This is a genomic window from Actinophytocola sp. (assembly GCF_035634895.1).
Lineage (GTDB): Bacteria > Actinomycetota > Actinomycetes > Mycobacteriales > Pseudonocardiaceae > Actinophytocola.
The window spans coordinates 1-17546 of sequence record NZ_DASQCC010000224.1; the positions used below are offsets into that span (position 1 = coordinate 1).

Here is a 17546-nt window from a genome sequence, read left to right on the forward strand (position 1 = left end):
CGGCTTCGGGATCTCGGCGACCGCCGTGAACGACGACGACAGCTCACCGGCGCGGGCGGCCATGTCCACGTAGGACAGCTCGGCCATCTCCTTGATGTCCGCGCCGGCCGCGAACACCTTCTCGCCGCCGTAGACGATCACCGCGCGGACGTCGTCGCGGCGGGCCGCCTCCTGGGCCGCGGCCCGGATCTCCTCCTGCACCTGCCGGTTGAGCGCGTTCATCGGCGGCCGGTCCAACCGGATCGTGCCGACGCCGCTGTCGACCTCTAACCTGACGAACTCACCCACGGGCAGTCTCCCTACTGTCGAGTAGCTTCAACCTAGTCGGACGCGCGGCGCCGCGCGAAGTACCGGTCGCCGAGCCTGTCCAGCTCCAGCTCCTGGCCGAACGTCTTGGACAGGTTCTCGCTGGTCAGGACGTCCTCGATGAGTCCCTGCGCGACGATGCCGCCGTCGGCGACCAGGAGCAGGTGCGTGAAGCCCGGCGGGATCTCCTCGACGTGGTGGGTGACCAGGATCGACGCCGGCGCGTCGGGGTCGCGGGCCAGCTCGGACAGCCGCGCGACCAGGTCCTCGCGGCCACCCAGGTCCAGGCCGGCGGCCGGCTCGTCGAGCAGCAGCATCTCCGGGTCGGTCATCAACGCGCGGGCGATGATCGTGCGCTTGCGCTCCCCCTCGGACAGCGTGCCGAACTCGCGCTCGGTGAGGTCGCCGATGCCCAGGCTCTCGCACAGGTCGAGCGCGCGGCCGGTGTCCAGCTGGTCGTAGGCCTCCCGCCAGCGGCCGAGCACCGCGTAACCGGCGCTGACCACCACGTCGATGACCTTCTCCTGCGGCGGCACGCGGGTGATCACCGCGGCGGAGCAGAAGCCGATACGCGGCCGCAGCTCGAACACGTCCACCCGGCCGAGCTTCTCGCCGAGGACGTGCACCTCGCCGGTGCTCGGATGCAGCTCGGCGGCGGCGAGCCTGAGCAGGGTCGTCTTGCCGGCCCCGTTGGGACCGAGGATGACCCAGCGCTCGTCAAGCTCGACGCTCCAGTCCACGTCCGCGAGCAGGTGCTTGTTCCCGCGGCGGACGCCAACGCCGGACATGTGCACGACAAGGTCGTCAAGGTCGGATCCCGTCACGGTGTCCTATTCAACAGGAGCGTTTGCCGGCCCGTGCTCTCGGTTTGCCTCCGTGCGCACCGGCGGTGGTTCCGAAGGGGATTCTCGGCTTCGCTGTCACCATGACCGGCTACACCGTCAACACCGCCAGCCTCGCCATCCGGGTCGGCGAGCTGTCCGCCGTCGCCGACCAGGTGGGCGCCATCGTCGGCGCGCTCGACCTCACCGGCGGCGACCTCGGACCCGGCGACCTCGCCGCCGCGGTGGCCGACGTGGCGGGCGAGTGGCGGGACAACCTCGACGACATGCGCGGCAAGATCGAGACGATCGCGGGCAACGTCCGCGGCGCGGTCGCCAACTACGAGGTGGTCGAGCAGGGCGGCTACGACCGCATGCGGGCACTGGCCGAGGGCACGGTCCGCGACGCGGTGTTCGAGACCCTGCGGGGGGCGCGGCCATGAGGAGCTTCCCCGCCCTCGGCTTCGACCCGGCGCCCGGCGAGGCCGACGCGGTCCAGACGCTGCTGCTCCAGCTGGCCACGGCCGGCGAGCTGATCGACGCGACCCTGCCGCGCCTCGAGGAGGCCGCGAAGATCACCGACGACGCCGAGTGGGGCGGCAGCGCGGCCGAGGAGTTCTCCGACCACGGCGACGACCTGCCGCGGGGCCTGGGCAAGGGCGGCGAGGCGATCGGCGCGGTCGCGAGTGCTCTGTCCACCTGGTACGGCACGCTGGTGGCCAACCAGGCGCGGGCCGAGGTCCTGGAGGCGGCGGCCAGGAAGCTCAGGGCCCGGCTGGCCACGTTCGACACGTGTACCCCGGAGTCCACGGCCGTCAGCGCCCGGCTCGGCCGGGTCGTCGACGACGCGCGCCGGCTAGAGGCCCGCCACCTGCGGGCGGCGAACGCCGCCGCGGACGCCGTCCGCGGCGGCAAGGACGGCGACCCGTTCGAGCCGGAGAACGACGCCTGGTACGTCCAGGCCGTCGACGGCATCGCGGTCGCGTCGGACGGCGTGTCGCTCGCCACCGGGACCCTCGCCGCCGGGCTGGCGGCGACGGGGGTGGGTGTGGTGCCGGCGGCCGCGCTGGAGGTGGCGTCCAGCGGCGCGGGCGCGGTGGGCTCGCTGGCCGCGCTGGGTCAGCAGCTCGCCGGGTCCCGGCACGCGCCGGGCTGGACGTCGGTGGTCCTCGGCCTGGGCACCAGCGTCGTCCCCGGCGGCGGCACGGCGGCCGCGGCGGTCCGGTCCGGCGGCCGGGTGGCACTCCGGCGGGGTTCCAGGGCGGCGGTCCGCGCGGCCCGCAAGGACATCACGGCCGCGGCGACCGGCGGCGGGGTGCCGGGGATCGTCAACAACGCCGCCAGGATCCGCGCACACGGCCTCGAGGGCAAGGTGTCCCGCGACCTGACCGCCGCGGGCCGCGAGGTGGCCAGGCGCGAAGGCGTCGACCTCCCCGCGAACCTGGCCGACCGCAAGGCGGAGCTGCAACGCCTCGGGCTGGCGGCCAAGCAGCAGGAGGCGTACGCGAACCTCGTCGACAAGGGCACGTCGATCGCGGAGAAGGCGGGCGTCGACCTGACACCCGAGCAGAAGGCCGAGCTGAAGCTCCTGCAGCAGGGCATCAACCCGACGCCCAAGCAGCTGGACAAGGCCGTCGAGGACCTGGCCAAGGACGCACTGAAGTGATCATCGACCTCCCCGCCACCGTCCACCGCCTCCCCCTGGAGAACCCCACCGCCGCCATCCAGGAGTACGCGGCGATCGCCGACCACCTACGTACCGGCACCGCCACCTACGCCGACCTGCATGCCGCCGCCACCGAAGCCGTGGAAACCGCCCTCAACGCAAACGCCCTGCTACTAGCCGTGGTCACCCCACCCGACGCCGCCCCCGCCATCCTGACCGCAGTACCCCTACCCTTCGCGAGTCCCGCGTTCAAACACACCGAGTCCCGCGTTCAGACAGTGCGAACTGCGGTTTCGTGCTACCCCGAGGCGTTGCGGGACTCGGTCGAGAACGTGGGCGGGCCGGATGTCCGTGAGACGCTCGTCGTGGACACCGACCTGGGCCCGGCGGTCATCGCGCAGCGGGTGCCGGGTGCCGAGCAGGCCCGCGCGGGGCGGCCGCTCGCGCTGCAGCTCCAGGCGTTCGTGCCAGCCGGCGTCCAACTGCTGCTCACCCTCGCCTGTGGTTCCGCACACGGTTGGGCGGCCCACCAGCTGCTGTTCTGCCAGGTCGTGCGGTCGATCCGGGCGCTGCCGGCACCCGAGGACGAGGACTCCTACGAGAATCACACCTATCGGCTCTGATCATCCGACCTCTCGCCGGGCAAAATGGTTGAATGCCCGACGTCCACGTGCTGCCCGGACACCCGTTCCCGCTGGGGGCTCATCCGGAAGCCGGCGGGGTGCGGTTCGCGGTCGCGTCGTCGGTCGCGGAGGCCGTCGAACTGTGCCTGATCGGCGAGGACGGCAGCGAGCGGCGCGTCGAGCTCACCGAACACACCTTCGGCATCTGGCACGGCCACGTGCCGGCCGTCACGCCGGGTCAGCGGTACGGCTACCGCGTGCACGGGCCGTACGACCCGGGGCGCGCGCTGCGCTGCAACCCGAACAAGCTGCTCGTGGACCCGTACGCGCGGCGGATCTCGGGCACGGTCGGCAACCCCCGGGCCGTCCTCGGCTACGAGGGCGACCCGATGACCGGCGGGCCGTCACCGGTCGACTCGCTGGGGCACGTGCCGCTGTCGGTCGTCACGTCACCGGGCGGCGTGCACACCGGCACCAAGCCGGAGACGCCGTTCGAGGAGACGGTGGTCTACGAGCTGCACGTGAAGGGCTTCACCAAGCTGCACCCGGAGGTGCCGCCGCACCAGCGCGGGACCTACCTCGGCCTCGCCCACCCGGCGGTGACCGACTACCTGGTGCGGCTCGGGGTGACCGCGGTCGAGCTGCTGCCGGTGCACACGATCGCCGACGAGCCGTCGCTGCGCAGGCGTGGCATGCGCAACTACTGGGGCTACTCGACGCTCGGCTTCCACGCCCCGCACGAGGCGTACGCGAGCGAACCCGGCCAGGAGGTCGCGGAGTTCCGCACGATGGTCGCGGCGATGCACGCCGCGGGCATCGAGGTGATCCTCGACGTGGTGTTCAACCACACGTGCGAGGGGTCGGTCAGCGGGCCGACGTTGTCGCTGCGGGGTTTCGACGCGCCGGCGTACTACCTGCACGACCGCCACGGGTCCACTGTGGACCTGACGGGCTGCGGCAACACGCTGAACCCCGGCTCGCTCCCGGTGGTCCGGCTGGTGACGGACTCGTTGCGGTACTTCGCGAACGAGCTCGGCGTAGACGGCTTCCGGTTCGACCTGGCGAGCGCGCTGGGCCGCCCGCGCGGCGGCTGGTTCGACCCCGACTCGGCACTGATGACGGCCATCTCCGTGGATCCCGGGCTGGCACGCTGCAAGCTGATCGCGGAGCCGTGGGACGCCACCGCCGACGGCTACCGCGTCGGCGGGTTCGCTCCACAGTGGACGGAATGGAACGACCGCTTCCGTGACGGGGTAAGGGACTTCTGGCGCAGCGCGGTGAACGTGCGGGATCTCGCGTACCGGCTGTCCGGCTCGGAGGACCTGTACGCGGCGAACACCCGCCGGCCGTGGGCGTCGATCAACTTCATCACCGCGCACGACGGCTTCACCCTGCGGGACCTGGTGTCCTACAACGAGAAGCACAACGAGGAGAACGGCGAGGGCGGCCGCGACGGCGCGGACTTCAACCGGTCGTGGAACTGCGGCGTCGAGGGTCACACCACGGATCCGCTGGTGATGGCGTTACGGGACCGGCAGGCACGCAACCTGCTGGCGACACTGCTGCTGTCGACCGGCACCCCCATGATCACCGCCGGCGACGAGAGGTGGCGGACGCAGGGCGGCAACAACAACCCGTACTGCCTGGACAACGAGGTCTCGTGGGTGTCGTGGGACCCGACACCGCAGGCGGAGGACCTGCTCGCGTTCACCCGCAAGGTGATCGCGTTGCGCCTGAGATCGCCCGCGCTGCGGCAGCCGCAGTTCTTCGACGGCCGGCTGAACCGCTCCGGCACGCCGGACCTGGTGTGGTTCTCCCCCGCCGGCGAACCGATGAACGACGCCGACTGGTTCGACGAGCGGCGGCGCACGCTCGGGATGTGGATCGACGGGTCGACCAGCCTGTCCAGGGACCGCTCCGGCGAGGTGATCCCGGACGACAGCTGGCTGGTGCTGCTGCATGCCGGGGGGTCGGAGGTCGAGTTCACGCTGCCCGGCGCCGGCTTCGGCGACGTGTTCGTGCCCGTCCTGGATACTGGGACACCGCGTGGCGAGCCGCTGGACACGAGGCCGATCAAGGCGGGGAAGCCCGTAACGGTGCCCGCTCGAACGTTGCTGGTGTTCCGCACGCCACGTACCACTGCGTGAGACGGCTGGTCAGTGCGGGTTGGGCGTGCCAACATCAGCGATGTGTTCCGGTCGCTGATGAGCTGGCGAGACCGCACGGTTGACCTGCTGCTGGTCGCCTCGTGCGGCTGTACCGACGGGTGAGTTCGCGCTTCCCTTCCCGTCGCACCTGGAGCACATCTCATGACCACCGCGCTCGCCCCGCCATCCCTGTCTGCCCTCGTCCGCCCGCGCGGTCCGCTGTGGACCCCCACCGAGCTGCACGAACTGGTGTCCACGATCGGTGTCCGGCATGGCGAGGAACTGCTCGCCCAGGTCCGCTTCGCCAGCCCGCAGCGCTGGTGGTCGCGGCTGGCGCTGACCGAGGAGGTGGAGGTGTGGCTGCTGTCGTGGCTGCCGGGCCAGCGCACCGAGCCACACGACCACGGTGGGGCGTCCGGGGCGTTCTCGGTGGTGCTGGGCTCACTGTCCGAGACCTACCGGTACCCGGGTGGGGACGTGCGGCAGCGCACCCACTTGCTCGGTTCGTCGCTCGGCTTCGGCGCCGGGCGGGCGCACCAGGTGTGGAACACCTCCCGGGAGAAGGCGGCGACCGTGCACGCGTACTCACCGCCGCTGGTGCCGACGCGGGAGTACGCGTCGCTGTGGGACATCCCGGCGTCGATCCCGCCGCTGCCGCCGTACCGGACGCTCGAGGAGCTGGCGAGGGAGCCGGTGGAGCCGTGAGCCGCGTGGACGAGGTGCTGGCACGGGCGCGTGCCCGGCTGTCACGGGTGGAGCCGGCGTCGTTGTCCGCGCTACCCGAGGACCACCTGCTGGTGGACATCCGCCCGCTGCACGACCGGGTGGCGGACGGCGAGATCCCGGGCGCGGTGCCGATCGAGCGGATAGTGCTGGAGTGGCGCCTGGACCCGGAGGGCTCACACCGCCTACCCGACTTCACAGCCGACACGACAGTGGTCGTCTTCTGCAACGAGGGCTACTCGTCAAGCCTCGCGGCGCGTGACCTGCAGGATGTCGGCCTCCCCAACGCAACCGACCTGGTAGGCGGCTTCCACGCCTACCGCGACGCCGGCCTCCCGATACAAACCGGCGGCACCCCACCCATCACCTGACCCCCTCGCGAGTCCCGCGTCCACCCATAGCGAGTCGCGCGTTCGTGCATACCGAGTCCCGCGTTCGTGCATACCGAATTGCGGTTTCGTGCAGGCGAGAGGTGGAGGTGCACGAAACCGCGGTTGAGTGTGCGCGAACGCGGGACTCGCGGTGTTGGAACGCGGGACTCGCGGTGTTCGAACGCGGGACTCGCGAGGCTAGCCGGCGACTTCCAGGCGGGTGCGGGTGTTCGCGACGCGGGGCCACCACTTGGCGAGCTTCTCGGCCTCGCCGATGACCTCACGGGCGGTGCGGTTGTCGCCGGCGGCCATGTGGGCTCTGGCCAGGGTGGCCAGGTCGTCGGCTCTGGCCAGGAGGTCGTCGCCGGCGCCGGCGGCCTGGCGGGCCAGGGCGATCGCCTCCTTGAGGTTGCCGCGGAGGAGTTCGACCATGGCGCGGGCGCCGTTCAGCTTGTGTTTCGGGTAGCCGAGGGCCGTCGCGTTCTCGATGGCCTGGCTCGCCGTCGACAGGCCCAGCTCGGCCTCCAACTGGCCGGCCTCGACCGTCGCACACGCCAGTCCGGCCAACGCCGCGAACGAGCTGGCGGCCTGCTGGGGATCGCTCGTCGCGTCCGACGTCAGCTTGACCGCCAGGATCATCGCCTCCGCGTACCGGCCCTGCGCCTCCAGCACGGAGATCCGCGCGGCGATGGCCGGCCGCAGGTCGGGGTAGCTCTCCCGCAGGTGGGCGGCCAGCCGCTCGGCCGTGGCCAGGTCACCGGCCTGCGCGGCCTCGACCGCCTTGCCGATCACGGGGGCCGCCTCCATCTGCCTGGCGATGTCGTCGCCGGTCCAGGGGAGGCGGAACAGCAACCAGCCGGTGGAGGTCGTGGTCGCCGTCTGCTTGGGGATGAGCGACAGCACCAGCGAGGCCACGGTCGCCGCCGCGAAGCCGAAGGTGAACGGTCCGCTCGCGACCAGGACCATGGTCACGGCCAGTGCCACCTCGAACGCGAGCGCGCACAGTGCGGCCACCCAAATTCTCACCCGCACGGGTGACCGCGCGGCCCGCACGGACACGGACAGCATGATCGGCACGGCCCGGAGCGCCACGATCCGGTGCGGGGTCGACCACTCGGCCACCCGGGGACCTACCCCCACGACGAGCCGCTGCACCGTCACCCCGGCCACGACCACGCTGGCCAGCAGGCCGAACTGGCTCGCCACCACCGCCGAGAGGCCACCCACCAGCGCACCGAACAACCCGGCGACCGCGGCCGGCACCGACCGCTGCACCACCACGATGGTGGCCACGGTCGCCAGGGTCACGAAGAACCCGGGCTTCAGCAGAAGGCGAAGGACCCGCACAAACACCAGACCCTACGTGCCCACCCGCCACTACCCCACCCGCCGACCGGACAGCCAAAAGGGCAACGCCTCCGCGAGTCCCGCGTTGAACACCGCGAGTCCCGCGTTCAAGCACTGCGAGTCCCGCGTTCAGCCACACCGAGTTGCGGTTTCGTGCGCACGGCCCGGGCCAAGATCAGCACCAAACCGCAACTCGGTATGCACGAACGCGGGACTCGCTATGGGTGAACGCGGGACTCGCGAACGCGGGACTGGGTGTGGTCAGGCTAGGACGACTCGGCCCAGTTCTACTGGGCTTGCCAGGAGGGCGTGGTTTGGCAGGACTCGGGCTGTTACGCCCAGTGAGCCGGCGTGGGGGAGGGAAAACTCCGCCGTGTAGTGGCCCGCGTCGTCGGGTGTCATCGGGACCGTCAGCACGTCGTACAGGTCGTCGGTGTCGCCGACGCGGCCGATGACGGCCTGGACCTGGACGTCCGTGGAAGACAGGCCCGCCAGGTCGACGGACGCGCGGACCGACACCCGCTCACCCAGCACCGGGGTGTCCGAGCCGTTCAGCGACAGGTCGCACGACGTCACCCGGATGTGCGGCCACGCCCCGGACAGCCGCTGCCGGTAGGACGCCAGCTCCCGGGCCATCCGGTAACCCTCCGCGTCCGCCAGCTCGACGGCCGTCGCCGCCGGGGTGTACTGCTTGTCGACGTACTCCTCGACCATCCGGGACGCCTGGACCTGCGGGCCGAGCGACGACAGCGTGTGCCGCACCATCGCCAGCCACTGGCGGGGCACCCCGTCCGACCGCTCGTAGAACAGCGGCGCCACCTGGCCGCCCAGCAGCTCGTACAGCGCCGCCGCCTCCAGGTCGTCGCGCCGCAGCGGGTCCGAGATCCCGTCCGCCGTCGGGATCGCCCAGCCGTTGGAGCCGTCGTAGAACTCGTCCCACCAACCGTCCCGGATGGACAGGTTCAGGCCGCCGTTCAGCGCAGCCTTCATGCCGGACGTGCCGCATGCCTCCAGCGGCCGCGTCGGGTTGTTCAGCCACACGTCACAACCCCAGTACAGGTACCGGGCCATGGACATGTCGTAGTCGGGCAGGAACACGATCCGGTGCCGCACGTCGTTCTCGTCGGCGAACCGCACGATCTGCTGGATCAGCGCCTTGCCGCCGTCGTCGGCGGGGTGTGACTTGCCGGCCACCACCAGCTGCACCGGGCGGGACGGGTCCAGCAGCAGCGCACGGAGCCGGTCGTGGTCACGCAGCATCAGCGTCAGCCGCTTGTACGTCGGCACGCGGCGCGCGAAGCCGACCGTCAGCACGTCCGGGTCGAACACGGTGTCCGTCCAGGCCAGCTCCAGCGGCGACGCCCCGCGCTGCAGCCACGCCTCCCGCACCCGCCGCCGGACCTCGATCACCAGCCGCTTGCGCAGCTGGCACCGCAGGCTCCACAGCCCGTGGTCGTCCAGCTCGGTGCCGACCGAAGCCATCTCCCGCGCCGTCCACGTCGGCCCGTGCACGCCGTTGGTCACCGACGTGATCGGCACCTCCGACGTGTCGAACCCGGACCAGAGGCCGCCGAACATCTCGCGGCTGACCTCGCCGTGCAGCTGGGACACGCCGTTCGCCCGCTGGGCGAGCCGCAGCCCCATGTGCGCCATGTTGAACATGCCGGGGTTGTCCTCGGCCCCCAGCGCCAGGATCCGCACCAGCTCGACGTCCGGCAGCAGCGCGCCGTCGCCGAAGTAGTGCTGCACGAGGTCCACCGGGAACCGGTCGATACCCGCCGGGACCGGCGTGTGGGTGGTGAACACCGTGCCGGAACGCACCGCCGACAGCGCCTCGTCGAAGGTCAGCTGGTGCGCCGACATCAGCTCACGCAGCCGCTCCAGTCCCAGGAACCCGGCGTGTCCCTCGTTCGTGTGGAACACCTCGGGCTGGGGGTGACCGGTCAGCTCGCAGTAGGTGCGCACGGCACGCACGCCGCCGATGCCGGCCAGGATCTCCTGCCGGATGCGGTGGTTCTGGTCGCCGCCGTAGAGCCGGTCGGTCACGCCGCGCAGGTCCTCGTCGTTGCCGTCCACATCGGAGTCCAGCAGCAGCAGCGGCACACGGCCGACCTGCGCCTTCCAGATGCGGGCCCGCAGCACCCGGCCGCCGGGCATCGCGACGTGCACGAGGATCGGCGCACCGGACGGCTCGACCAGCGGCGACAGCGGCAGCGCGTTGGGGTCGAGCACCGGGTAGTGCTCGATCTGCCAGCCGTCGAGCGACAGCGACTGCCGGAAGTAGCCGGACCGGTACAGCAGGCCCACGGCGATGATCGGCACGCCGAGGTCGGACGCCGCCTTCAGGTGGTCGCCGGCCAGCACGCCGAGGCCGCCGGAGTAGTTCGGCAGCGCCTCGGTGACCCCGAACTCCATCGAGAAGTACGCGATCGATTCAGCCATGCGGCCGGCCGACAGCTCGGCGCGGCGCTGCTGGTACCAGCGTGCCTCGGTCAGGTAGCGGCGCAGGTCGTCGGAAAGCTCCGCCAGCCTGGCACGGAACCCGTCGTCGCCCGCGAGCTCCTCCAGCCTGCTCGCGGGCACCTCGGCGAGCAGGCGGAGCGGGTCGCCGAGCCGCTCCCAGATGCCCGCGTCGATGGCGGCGAACAGATCCTGCGAATGCGGATGCCAGGTCCACCTGAGGTTGGTCGCGAGCGTCTCCAGCTCGGCCAGTTCCTCGGGCAGACCGGCGCGCACGGTAAAGCGGCGTACAGCTTTCACGTCGATCGACCCTAGCGGGCACCGCCGAGCCGACTTCACCTGCGGGGCGGACGTGTGGCTTCGGAGTGGACGGGGCACACTTCGGGTATCAACTTTTGAGCGCACGCGGGAGGGGCTTGCCCGGTGAGTGGCCGCCTTGGTATCGACGACGTTTCCCCACTGATCAGCTGCGGTCGCTACCCGTCGAAGGCGGTGGTGGGCGAGCACATCCCGGTACGCGCCACCGTGTGGCGCGAGGGTCATGACGCGGTCGCCGCGACGGTCGTGTGGCGTGGGCCGAACGACAAGAGCGAGCGCCTGACCAGAATGGACGTCGACGACGAGTTCGCCGACACCTGGGTCGCGGACATCCACCCGGACGCGACGGGCATGTGGACGTTCCGCATCGACGCCTGGAGCGACCCGTGGTCGACCTGGCGGCACGCGGTCGAGGTCAAGGTCGCCGCCGCGCAGACGGCCGAGGAGCTGGCCAACGACCTCGAGTCCGGCGCGCAGCTGCTGGACCGGGCCGCGCGGCGGTTCCCGCACAACGGCGAGCGCGCGATGCTCGTGTCCGCGGCCGCCGCGCTGCGTGACACGAACCGGCCGCTGCCCGGTCGTATCGCCGAGGCGATGGACAAGCCGATCCAGGACTACATGTGGGCCAACCCGTTGCGTGACCTGGTGACCCGTGGCCGCAAGTACCAGATGTGGGTGGACAGGTCGAAGGCGCTGTACGGGTCCTGGTACGAGCTCTTCCCCCGCTCGACCGGCGGCGTCGACGAGTCGGGCAAGCCGGTACACGGCACGTTCGACAGCGCGGTCAAGGAGCTGGACCGCGTCGCTCGGATGGGCTTCGACGTCGTGTACCTGCCGCCGGTTCACCCGATCGGCCGAGCGAACCGCAAAGGCCCCAACAACAGCGTCATCTCCGTGCCGGAGGACGTCGGCTCGACGTGGGCCATCGGCTCCGCCGAGGGCGGCCACGACGCCATCCACCCGGAGCTCGGCACCTTCGAGGACTTCGACCGGTTCGTCGCGCGGTGTCACGAGCTGGGCATGGAGGTCGCGCTGGACCTGGCGTTGCAGTGCGCGCCGGACCACCCGTGGGTGACCTCGCACCCGGAGTGGTTCACCACCCGGCCGGACGGGACGGTCGCCTACGCGGAGAACCCGCCGAAGAAGTACCAGGACATCTACCCGCTGAACTTCGACAACGACCCCGAGGGCATCTACGCCGAGGTGCTGCGGGTCGTCATGCACTGGGTGAGCCACGGGGTGCGGATCTTCCGCGTGGACAACCCGCACACCAAGCCGCCGAACTTCTGGCACTGGCTGATCCACCAGGTCAAGGCCCTCGAGCCGGACGTGCTGTTCCTGTCCGAGGCGTTCACCCGGCGGGCCCGGCTGTACGGGCTCGCGAAGCTGGGCTTCACCCAGTCCTACACCTACTTCACCTGGCGGACGTTCAAGGACGAGCTGGTCGAGTTCGGCCAGGAGATCGTCGAGCACGCGGACGAGGCGCGGCCGAACCTGTTCGTGAACACCCCGGACATCCTGCACGCGTCGTTACAGGTCGGCGGCCCGGCGATGTTCGCGATCCGGGCCGTGCTGGCGGCCACGTACTCGCCGAGCTGGGGCGTGTACTCGGGCTACGAGCTGTACGAGCACCAGGCCGTGCGCGAGGGGTCCGAGGAGTACCTCGACTCGGAGAAGTACCAGCTGCGACCGCGCGACTTCGAGCGGGCGCTGGCCGAGGGCCGGTCGCTGGAACCGTGGCTGACCAGGCTGAACGCGATCCGCGCCGCCCACCCGGCCCTGCAGCAGCTACGCACCCTGCACTTCCACCACACCGACAACGACGGGCTGCTGGCGTACTCGAAGACCGACCCCGGCACGGGCGAGGTGGTCATCGTGGTGGTCACGCTGGACGCCGACCACCCCCGGGAGGGCATGGTCTGGCTGGACCTGCCGGCCATCGGCCACGACTGGCAGGACCGCCTGGTCGTCCACGACGAGGTCACCGGCGGCACCTGGGAGTGGGGCCAGTCCAACTACGTCCGCCTGGACCCCGTCCAGGCAGTAGCCCACATCCTGACCGTCACCCGCTGAACCCTCGCGAGTCGCGCGTTCAGACATAGCGAGTCGCGCGTCCAGACACAGTGAGTTGCGGTTTCGTGCACAAGGCCCAGGCGAGGATCTGCACGAAACCGCGACTCGGTGTGTGCGAACGCGCGACTCGCGGTGTTTGAACGCGGGACTCGCGGGTTTGCGGGTGTGAACGGTAACTGTCAGGATGGCTGGTTGGGTAACGGGGGGTGTCTCCGTAGCGACTCAGCACGTACGGTCCGATGCATGGTGTGACATGACGTGAGTCACGCCCCCTGCTGAGAGGTACGTGAATGTCTATGCGAAGAAGCGCCGTCGCGGTGGCGGCGTTCGCGTTGTCCGCGTCCGCGTTCGCCGTGTTGCCGGCGGCCTCGGTGGTCGCGGCGCCGACGCACTCGGACGTCTCCGGTGTCCTGTGCGACTCGGACGCGGCCGCGAGGGTCAAGCCGGGCTCGGGGGCGCACGAGCGTAACGAGATGTCCGCCGAACAGGTCGCGGCGGCGGAGAAGGACTTCCAGTCGCGCCTGCAGTCGAAGCGGGCCGCCGGTACCGACCTGGGGATCCAGGCCGTCGTGACGATCCCGGTCGTCTTCCACGTCGTCACCGCCACCAACGGCACCGGCAACGTGACGGACACCCAGATCAACCAGCAGATCGCCGAGATGAACCAGGACTACGCGGGGGGCGAGTCGTCGCAGGCCTCGAACACCGAGTTCCAGTTCACTCTCCAGTCGATCAAGCACTGGTCGAACAACAGCTGGTTCAACGACCCGGACAGCGCCGCGGGCGAGCGGGCGCTCAAGACAGCCACCCGCACCGGTGACAAGCGGACCCTCAACATCTGGTCCACCAACACCGGCTACCTCGGCTACGCGACGTTCCCGGAGTGGTACGCGGGCGACCCGCAGCTCGACGGCATCGTGATCCAGTACGGCTCCCTGCCGGGCGGTCCGATCACGAACTTCAACCTGGGCAAGACCGCGACGCACGAGTCCGGGCACTGGCTCGGCCTGTACCACACCTTCGAGGGTGGCTGCGGCGCCGGCAACGACCAGGTCTCCGACACGCCGGCCGAGCGGACCTCGACCAGCGGCTGCCCGGCCAGCAAGGACACCTGTCCGGCCGCCGGCGTCGACCCGATCCACAACTACATGGACTACAGCTACGACAGCTGCTACAACCAGTTCACCGCGGGCCAGAAGACCCGTATGAAGAACCAGTGGGCCGCATATCGAGCGTGACGGATCGACAACGCGGGCGTCGTCGGGGTTCCGGCGGCGCCCGCGTTGTCGTGCACGAAGCGGAAAGAGCGGTGACCATGGAGTGGGGGCGGTGGTGGACCTGGCACCATGATCACCACTCCCCCGACAAAGGCTGTTGCGGGGAAAGCTGAACAGGTAAGGGTTGCGGGAATGACCGATACGCCGGAAGCAGCACTGGACAGTCGTCCGGATGCCGCACTGGGGCTCGATGGGGTGCCACACACGGGAGAGTCGGTCACGGCCGACGGCCATCTCGTCGAACCGAACGCCGATGACTTCCGGCACGCGAGATCAGCACCGAAACAGCAGGACTGGTTCAAGACGGCCGTCTTCTACGAGGTGCTCGTCCGCGCGTTCAACGACTTCACCAACGACGGCACCGGAGACCTCCGGGGCCTCGCCGACAAGCTCGACTACCTGCAGTGGCTCGGCGTGGACTGCCTGTGGCTGCCGCCGTTCTACGCCTCGCCGTTGCGTGACGGCGGGTACGACATCTCCGACTTCCGCGCGGTGCTGCCGGAGTTCGGCACCGTCGAGGACTTCGTCTACCTGCTCGACCAGGCACACCGGCGCGGGCTGCGGGTGATCACCGACCTGGTGCTCAACCACACGAGCGACGCCCATCCGTGGTTCCAGGAGTCGCGCCAGCACCGCGACGGCCCCTACGGCGACTACTACGTGTGGTCGGACACTGACGAGGCGTACTCGGACGCGCGAATCATCTTCGTGGACACGGAGTCCTCGAACTGGACCTACGACCCGGTGCGCGGTCAGTTCTACTGGCACCGGTTCTTCTCCCACCAGCCCGACCTCAACTACGAGAACCCCGAGGTCCAGGACGCGATGATCGACGTCCTGCGGTTCTGGCTGGACCTGGGCATCGACGGCTTCCGCCTCGACGCGGTCCCCTACCTGTTCGAGCAGGAGGGCACCAACTGCGAGAACCTGCCGCGGACGCACGAGTTCCTCACCAAGTGCCGCAAGGTGGTCGACGACGAGTACCCCGGCCGGATCCTGCTCGCCGAGGCCAACCAGTGGCCCGCGGACGTGGTGCAGTACTTCGGCGACCCGGACTCCGGCGGCGACGAGTGCCACATGGCGTTCCACTTCCCGTTGATGCCGCGCATCTTCATGGCGGTGCGCCGCGAGTCGCGGTTCCCGATCTCGGAGATCCTGGCGCAGACGCCGCCGATCCCGTCCGGCTGCCAGTGGGGCATCTTCCTGCGCAACCACGACGAGCTGACGCTCGAGATGGTGACCGACGAGGAACGCGACTACATGTACGCGGAGTACGCCAAGGACCCGCGCATGAAGGCGAACATCGGCATCCGCCGACGGCTCGCGCCCCTGCTGGACAACGACGACAACCAGATGGAGCTGTTCACGGCACTGCTGCTGTCCCTGCCCGGATCGCCGGTTCTGTACTACGGTGATGAGATCGGCATGGGTGACAACATCTGGCTTGGTGACCGCGACGCGGTGCGTACACCCATGCAGTGGTCACCCGACCGGAACGCCGGCTTCTCCCGCTGCGACCCCGGCCGCCTGTACCTCCCCGTGATCGCCGACCCGGTGTACGGCTACCAGGCGGTGAACGTCGAGGCGCAGCTCAACAACTCATCGTCACTGCTGCACTGGACGCGGCGGATGCTGCAGGTGCGCCGCGAACACCCGGCCTTCGGCCTCGGCGACTTCAACGAGCTCGGCTCGTCGAACCCGAGCGTGCTCGCGTACCTGCGGCTCCTCCCGGAGTCCGACGGGGTGTCCGAGGACCTCGTCATCTGCGTGAACAACCTGTCCCGCTTCCCGCAGCCGGTGGAGCTGAACCTGTCCGAGTTCGCCGGACGCGTCCCGGTGGAGCTGACCGGCGGCGTGCGTTTCCCGGCGATCGGCGAGCTGCCGTACCTGCTCACCCTGCCCGGCCACGGCTTCTACTGGTTCCAGATCACCTCGGACCCCGACGAAGGCGAGACGCATTGACCGTCATCCGACCTGCCGAGCTGGCCGAGGACCTCGGGGACACGCTGCTGCGTTGGATCATCGGCCAGCGCTTCTTCCGCACCAAGGGAAGGGCGCCGGCCACGCTCCGGACGGTACGGTCGTCCGTCCTGGTCGAGGGCGACCCGGCGCTGGTGCACGCGATGGTGTCGTTCGACGGCGGCGACCCGTACCAGCTGCTGTTCGGCGTTCGGGAGGGCGTGCCGGGCCACCTGGCACACGCGGTGATCGGCGAGCGGGACGGGCGCACCGTGTACGACGCGCCCGCCGACCAGGACCTGATGACCACGTTCCTCGACCTGCTGCTGGCTCGCGGGAAGGACCACGGCGACCTCGCCGGCCTGCGGTTCGAGACGGACGAGCCGGTCCGGCCCGGCGTGCGGCCGCGCCTGATGGGAGTCGAGCAGAGCAACACGTCGCTGGTGTACGGGCCCGGCGTGCTGAAGCTGTACCGGCAGCCGGAGCCGGGCCGCAACCGTGACGTCGAGATCCACCGCGCGCTGGCCGGCAACCCGCACATCGCCACGCCCCTCGGGGTGCTGACGGACGAGCGTGGGCCGGCCCCGACCGTGGTCGGCTTCATGCAGCGGTTCCTGCCCGACGCGGTCGAGGGCTGGGCGACGGCCACCGCCAGCGTGCGGGACCTGCTGGCCGAGGGCGACCTGCACGCGGACGAGGTCGGCGGCGACTTCGCCGGCGAGGCGGGCCGCCTCGGCGCGGCCGTCGCGGAGGTCCACACGGCACTGGCGGCGGCGACGGGCACGCGGACGCTCGGGCCCGCGGACCTGGCGGCGGAGGTCGACGCCATGCACGCCCGGCTCGACGTGGTGCTGTCCGAGGTGCCGGCGCTGGTGGCCGAGGAGCCGCTGCTGCGGGCCGCGTTCGAGGGCGTCCGCACCCTGCCCGCGCCGGTCCCGATCCACCAGATCCACGGCGACCTGCACCTCGGCCAGGTGCTACGCACGACGACGGGCTGGGTCCTGATCGACTTCGAGGGCGAGCCGGGCGCGACGCCGGAGCAGCGAGCGATGCCGCGCTCGCCGCTGCGGGACGTGGCCGGCATGCTCCGTTCGTTCGACTACGCGGCGTTCCACCTGCTCCCGGGCAGCGACGACCGCGACGACGACCGCCAGCGCGCGGCCAGGGCGACGGAGTGGTCCGACCGCAACCGGGCCGCGTTCTGCGCGGGATACGCGGAGGTCGGGGTCGACCCGCGAGAGCAGGCGGTGCTGCTGCGTGCCCTGGAACTGGACAAGGCGGTCTACGAGGTCCGCTACGAACACCACAACCGCCCGGACTGGGCCGCGATCCCGCTGGCCGCGATCCGGCGACGCTCCTGAGCCGCCCGCGTGGGCGCCGCTCGTCTAGCGGGTACCCGCGAGTCTGATTAGCCTGGATCGGAGGGCTCTCGAGGCCGAGGGCCGCACGCCGGAC

Annotated in this window: 14 protein-coding genes; 10 read left to right on the forward strand and 4 right to left on the reverse strand. The window is 70.5% G+C overall.

What is annotated here, in order from left to right:
* Window positions 1-288, reverse strand: a 288-nt coding sequence (locus tag VET29_RS34385; protein WP_324928633.1) for an enoyl-CoA hydratase-related protein, incomplete at its 3' end; no start/stop codon positions are given.
* A 32-nt stretch (window positions 289-320) separates the two neighbouring features.
* Window positions 321-1094 (reverse strand): ABC transporter ATP-binding protein, encoded by a 774-nt coding sequence (locus VET29_RS34390; RefSeq protein WP_324928838.1) that lies wholly within the window; start codon window positions 1092-1094, stop codon window positions 321-323.
* A 137-nt stretch (window positions 1095-1231) separates the two neighbouring features.
* Between VET29_RS34390 and VET29_RS34395 the strand changes: the two genes are divergently transcribed.
* The 6 genes from VET29_RS34395 (at window position 1232) to VET29_RS34420 (ending at window position 6657) form a co-directional block, all read left to right on the forward strand.
* Window positions 1232-1570: a hypothetical protein gene (locus VET29_RS34395; protein ID WP_324928635.1), complete on the forward strand. Its 339-nt coding sequence runs from the start codon at window positions 1232-1234 to the stop codon at window positions 1568-1570.
* Complete coding sequence (locus tag VET29_RS34400) at window positions 1567-2793, forward strand: hypothetical protein (RefSeq protein ID WP_324928637.1); 1227 nt, start codon at window positions 1567-1569, stop codon at window positions 2791-2793. Before VET29_RS34395 ends, VET29_RS34400 begins: the two co-directional genes overlap by 4 nt.
* On the forward strand, window positions 2790-3416 hold the full coding sequence (locus VET29_RS34405) for a hypothetical protein (protein WP_324928639.1): 627 nt from the start codon (window positions 2790-2792) through the stop codon (window positions 3414-3416). The genes VET29_RS34400 and VET29_RS34405 overlap by 4 nt, the downstream gene beginning before the upstream one ends.
* 32 nt (window positions 3417-3448) lie before the next feature.
* On the forward strand, window positions 3449-5563 hold the full coding sequence (glgX, locus tag VET29_RS34410) for a glycogen debranching protein GlgX (RefSeq protein ID WP_324928641.1): 2115 nt from the start codon (window positions 3449-3451) through the stop codon (window positions 5561-5563).
* 162 nt (window positions 5564-5725) lie between these two features.
* A complete protein-coding gene (locus VET29_RS34415; RefSeq protein ID WP_324928643.1) occupies window positions 5726-6268 on the forward strand; it encodes a cysteine dioxygenase family protein in 543 nt (180 codons plus the stop codon).
* On the forward strand, window positions 6265-6657 hold the full coding sequence (locus tag VET29_RS34420; protein WP_324928645.1) for a rhodanese-like domain-containing protein: 393 nt from the start codon (window positions 6265-6267) through the stop codon (window positions 6655-6657). Before VET29_RS34415 ends, VET29_RS34420 begins: the two co-directional genes overlap by 4 nt.
* A 198-nt stretch (window positions 6658-6855) precedes the next feature.
* Here VET29_RS34420 and VET29_RS34425 read toward each other — a convergent pair whose 3' ends face one another.
* A complete protein-coding gene (locus VET29_RS34425) occupies window positions 6856-7950 on the reverse strand; it encodes a hypothetical protein (protein ID WP_324928647.1) in 1095 nt (364 codons plus the stop codon).
* A gap of 315 nt (window positions 7951-8265) precedes the next feature.
* Window positions 8266-10764 (reverse strand): alpha-glucan family phosphorylase, encoded by a 2499-nt coding sequence (gene glgP, locus VET29_RS34430; protein ID WP_324928649.1) that lies wholly within the window; start codon window positions 10762-10764, stop codon window positions 8266-8268.
* A gap of 123 nt (window positions 10765-10887) precedes the next feature.
* Between glgP and VET29_RS34435 the strand changes: the two genes are divergently transcribed.
* The 4 genes from VET29_RS34435 to VET29_RS34450 all read left to right on the forward strand — a co-directional run bounded on the left by VET29_RS34435 (window position 10888) and on the right by VET29_RS34450 (window position 17452).
* Window positions 10888-12855 carry an alpha-1,4-glucan--maltose-1-phosphate maltosyltransferase gene (locus VET29_RS34435; RefSeq protein WP_324928651.1) on the forward strand — a complete coding sequence of 656 codons (1968 nt, stop codon included), beginning with the start codon at window positions 10888-10890 and terminating at the stop codon, window positions 12853-12855.
* Between the two features lie 290 nt (window positions 12856-13145).
* On the forward strand, window positions 13146-14093 hold the full coding sequence (locus VET29_RS34440) for a zinc metalloprotease (RefSeq protein ID WP_324928653.1): 948 nt from the start codon (window positions 13146-13148) through the stop codon (window positions 14091-14093).
* Between the two features lie 171 nt (window positions 14094-14264).
* Window positions 14265-16094 carry a maltose alpha-D-glucosyltransferase gene (gene treS / locus VET29_RS34445; RefSeq protein ID WP_324928655.1) on the forward strand — a complete coding sequence of 610 codons (1830 nt, stop codon included), beginning with the start codon at window positions 14265-14267 and terminating at the stop codon, window positions 16092-16094.
* Complete coding sequence (locus VET29_RS34450; RefSeq protein ID WP_324928657.1) at window positions 16091-17452, forward strand: maltokinase N-terminal cap-like domain-containing protein; 1362 nt, start codon at window positions 16091-16093, stop codon at window positions 17450-17452. The genes treS and VET29_RS34450 overlap by 4 nt, the downstream gene beginning before the upstream one ends.
* Window positions 17453-17546: the final 94 nt, after the last annotated feature.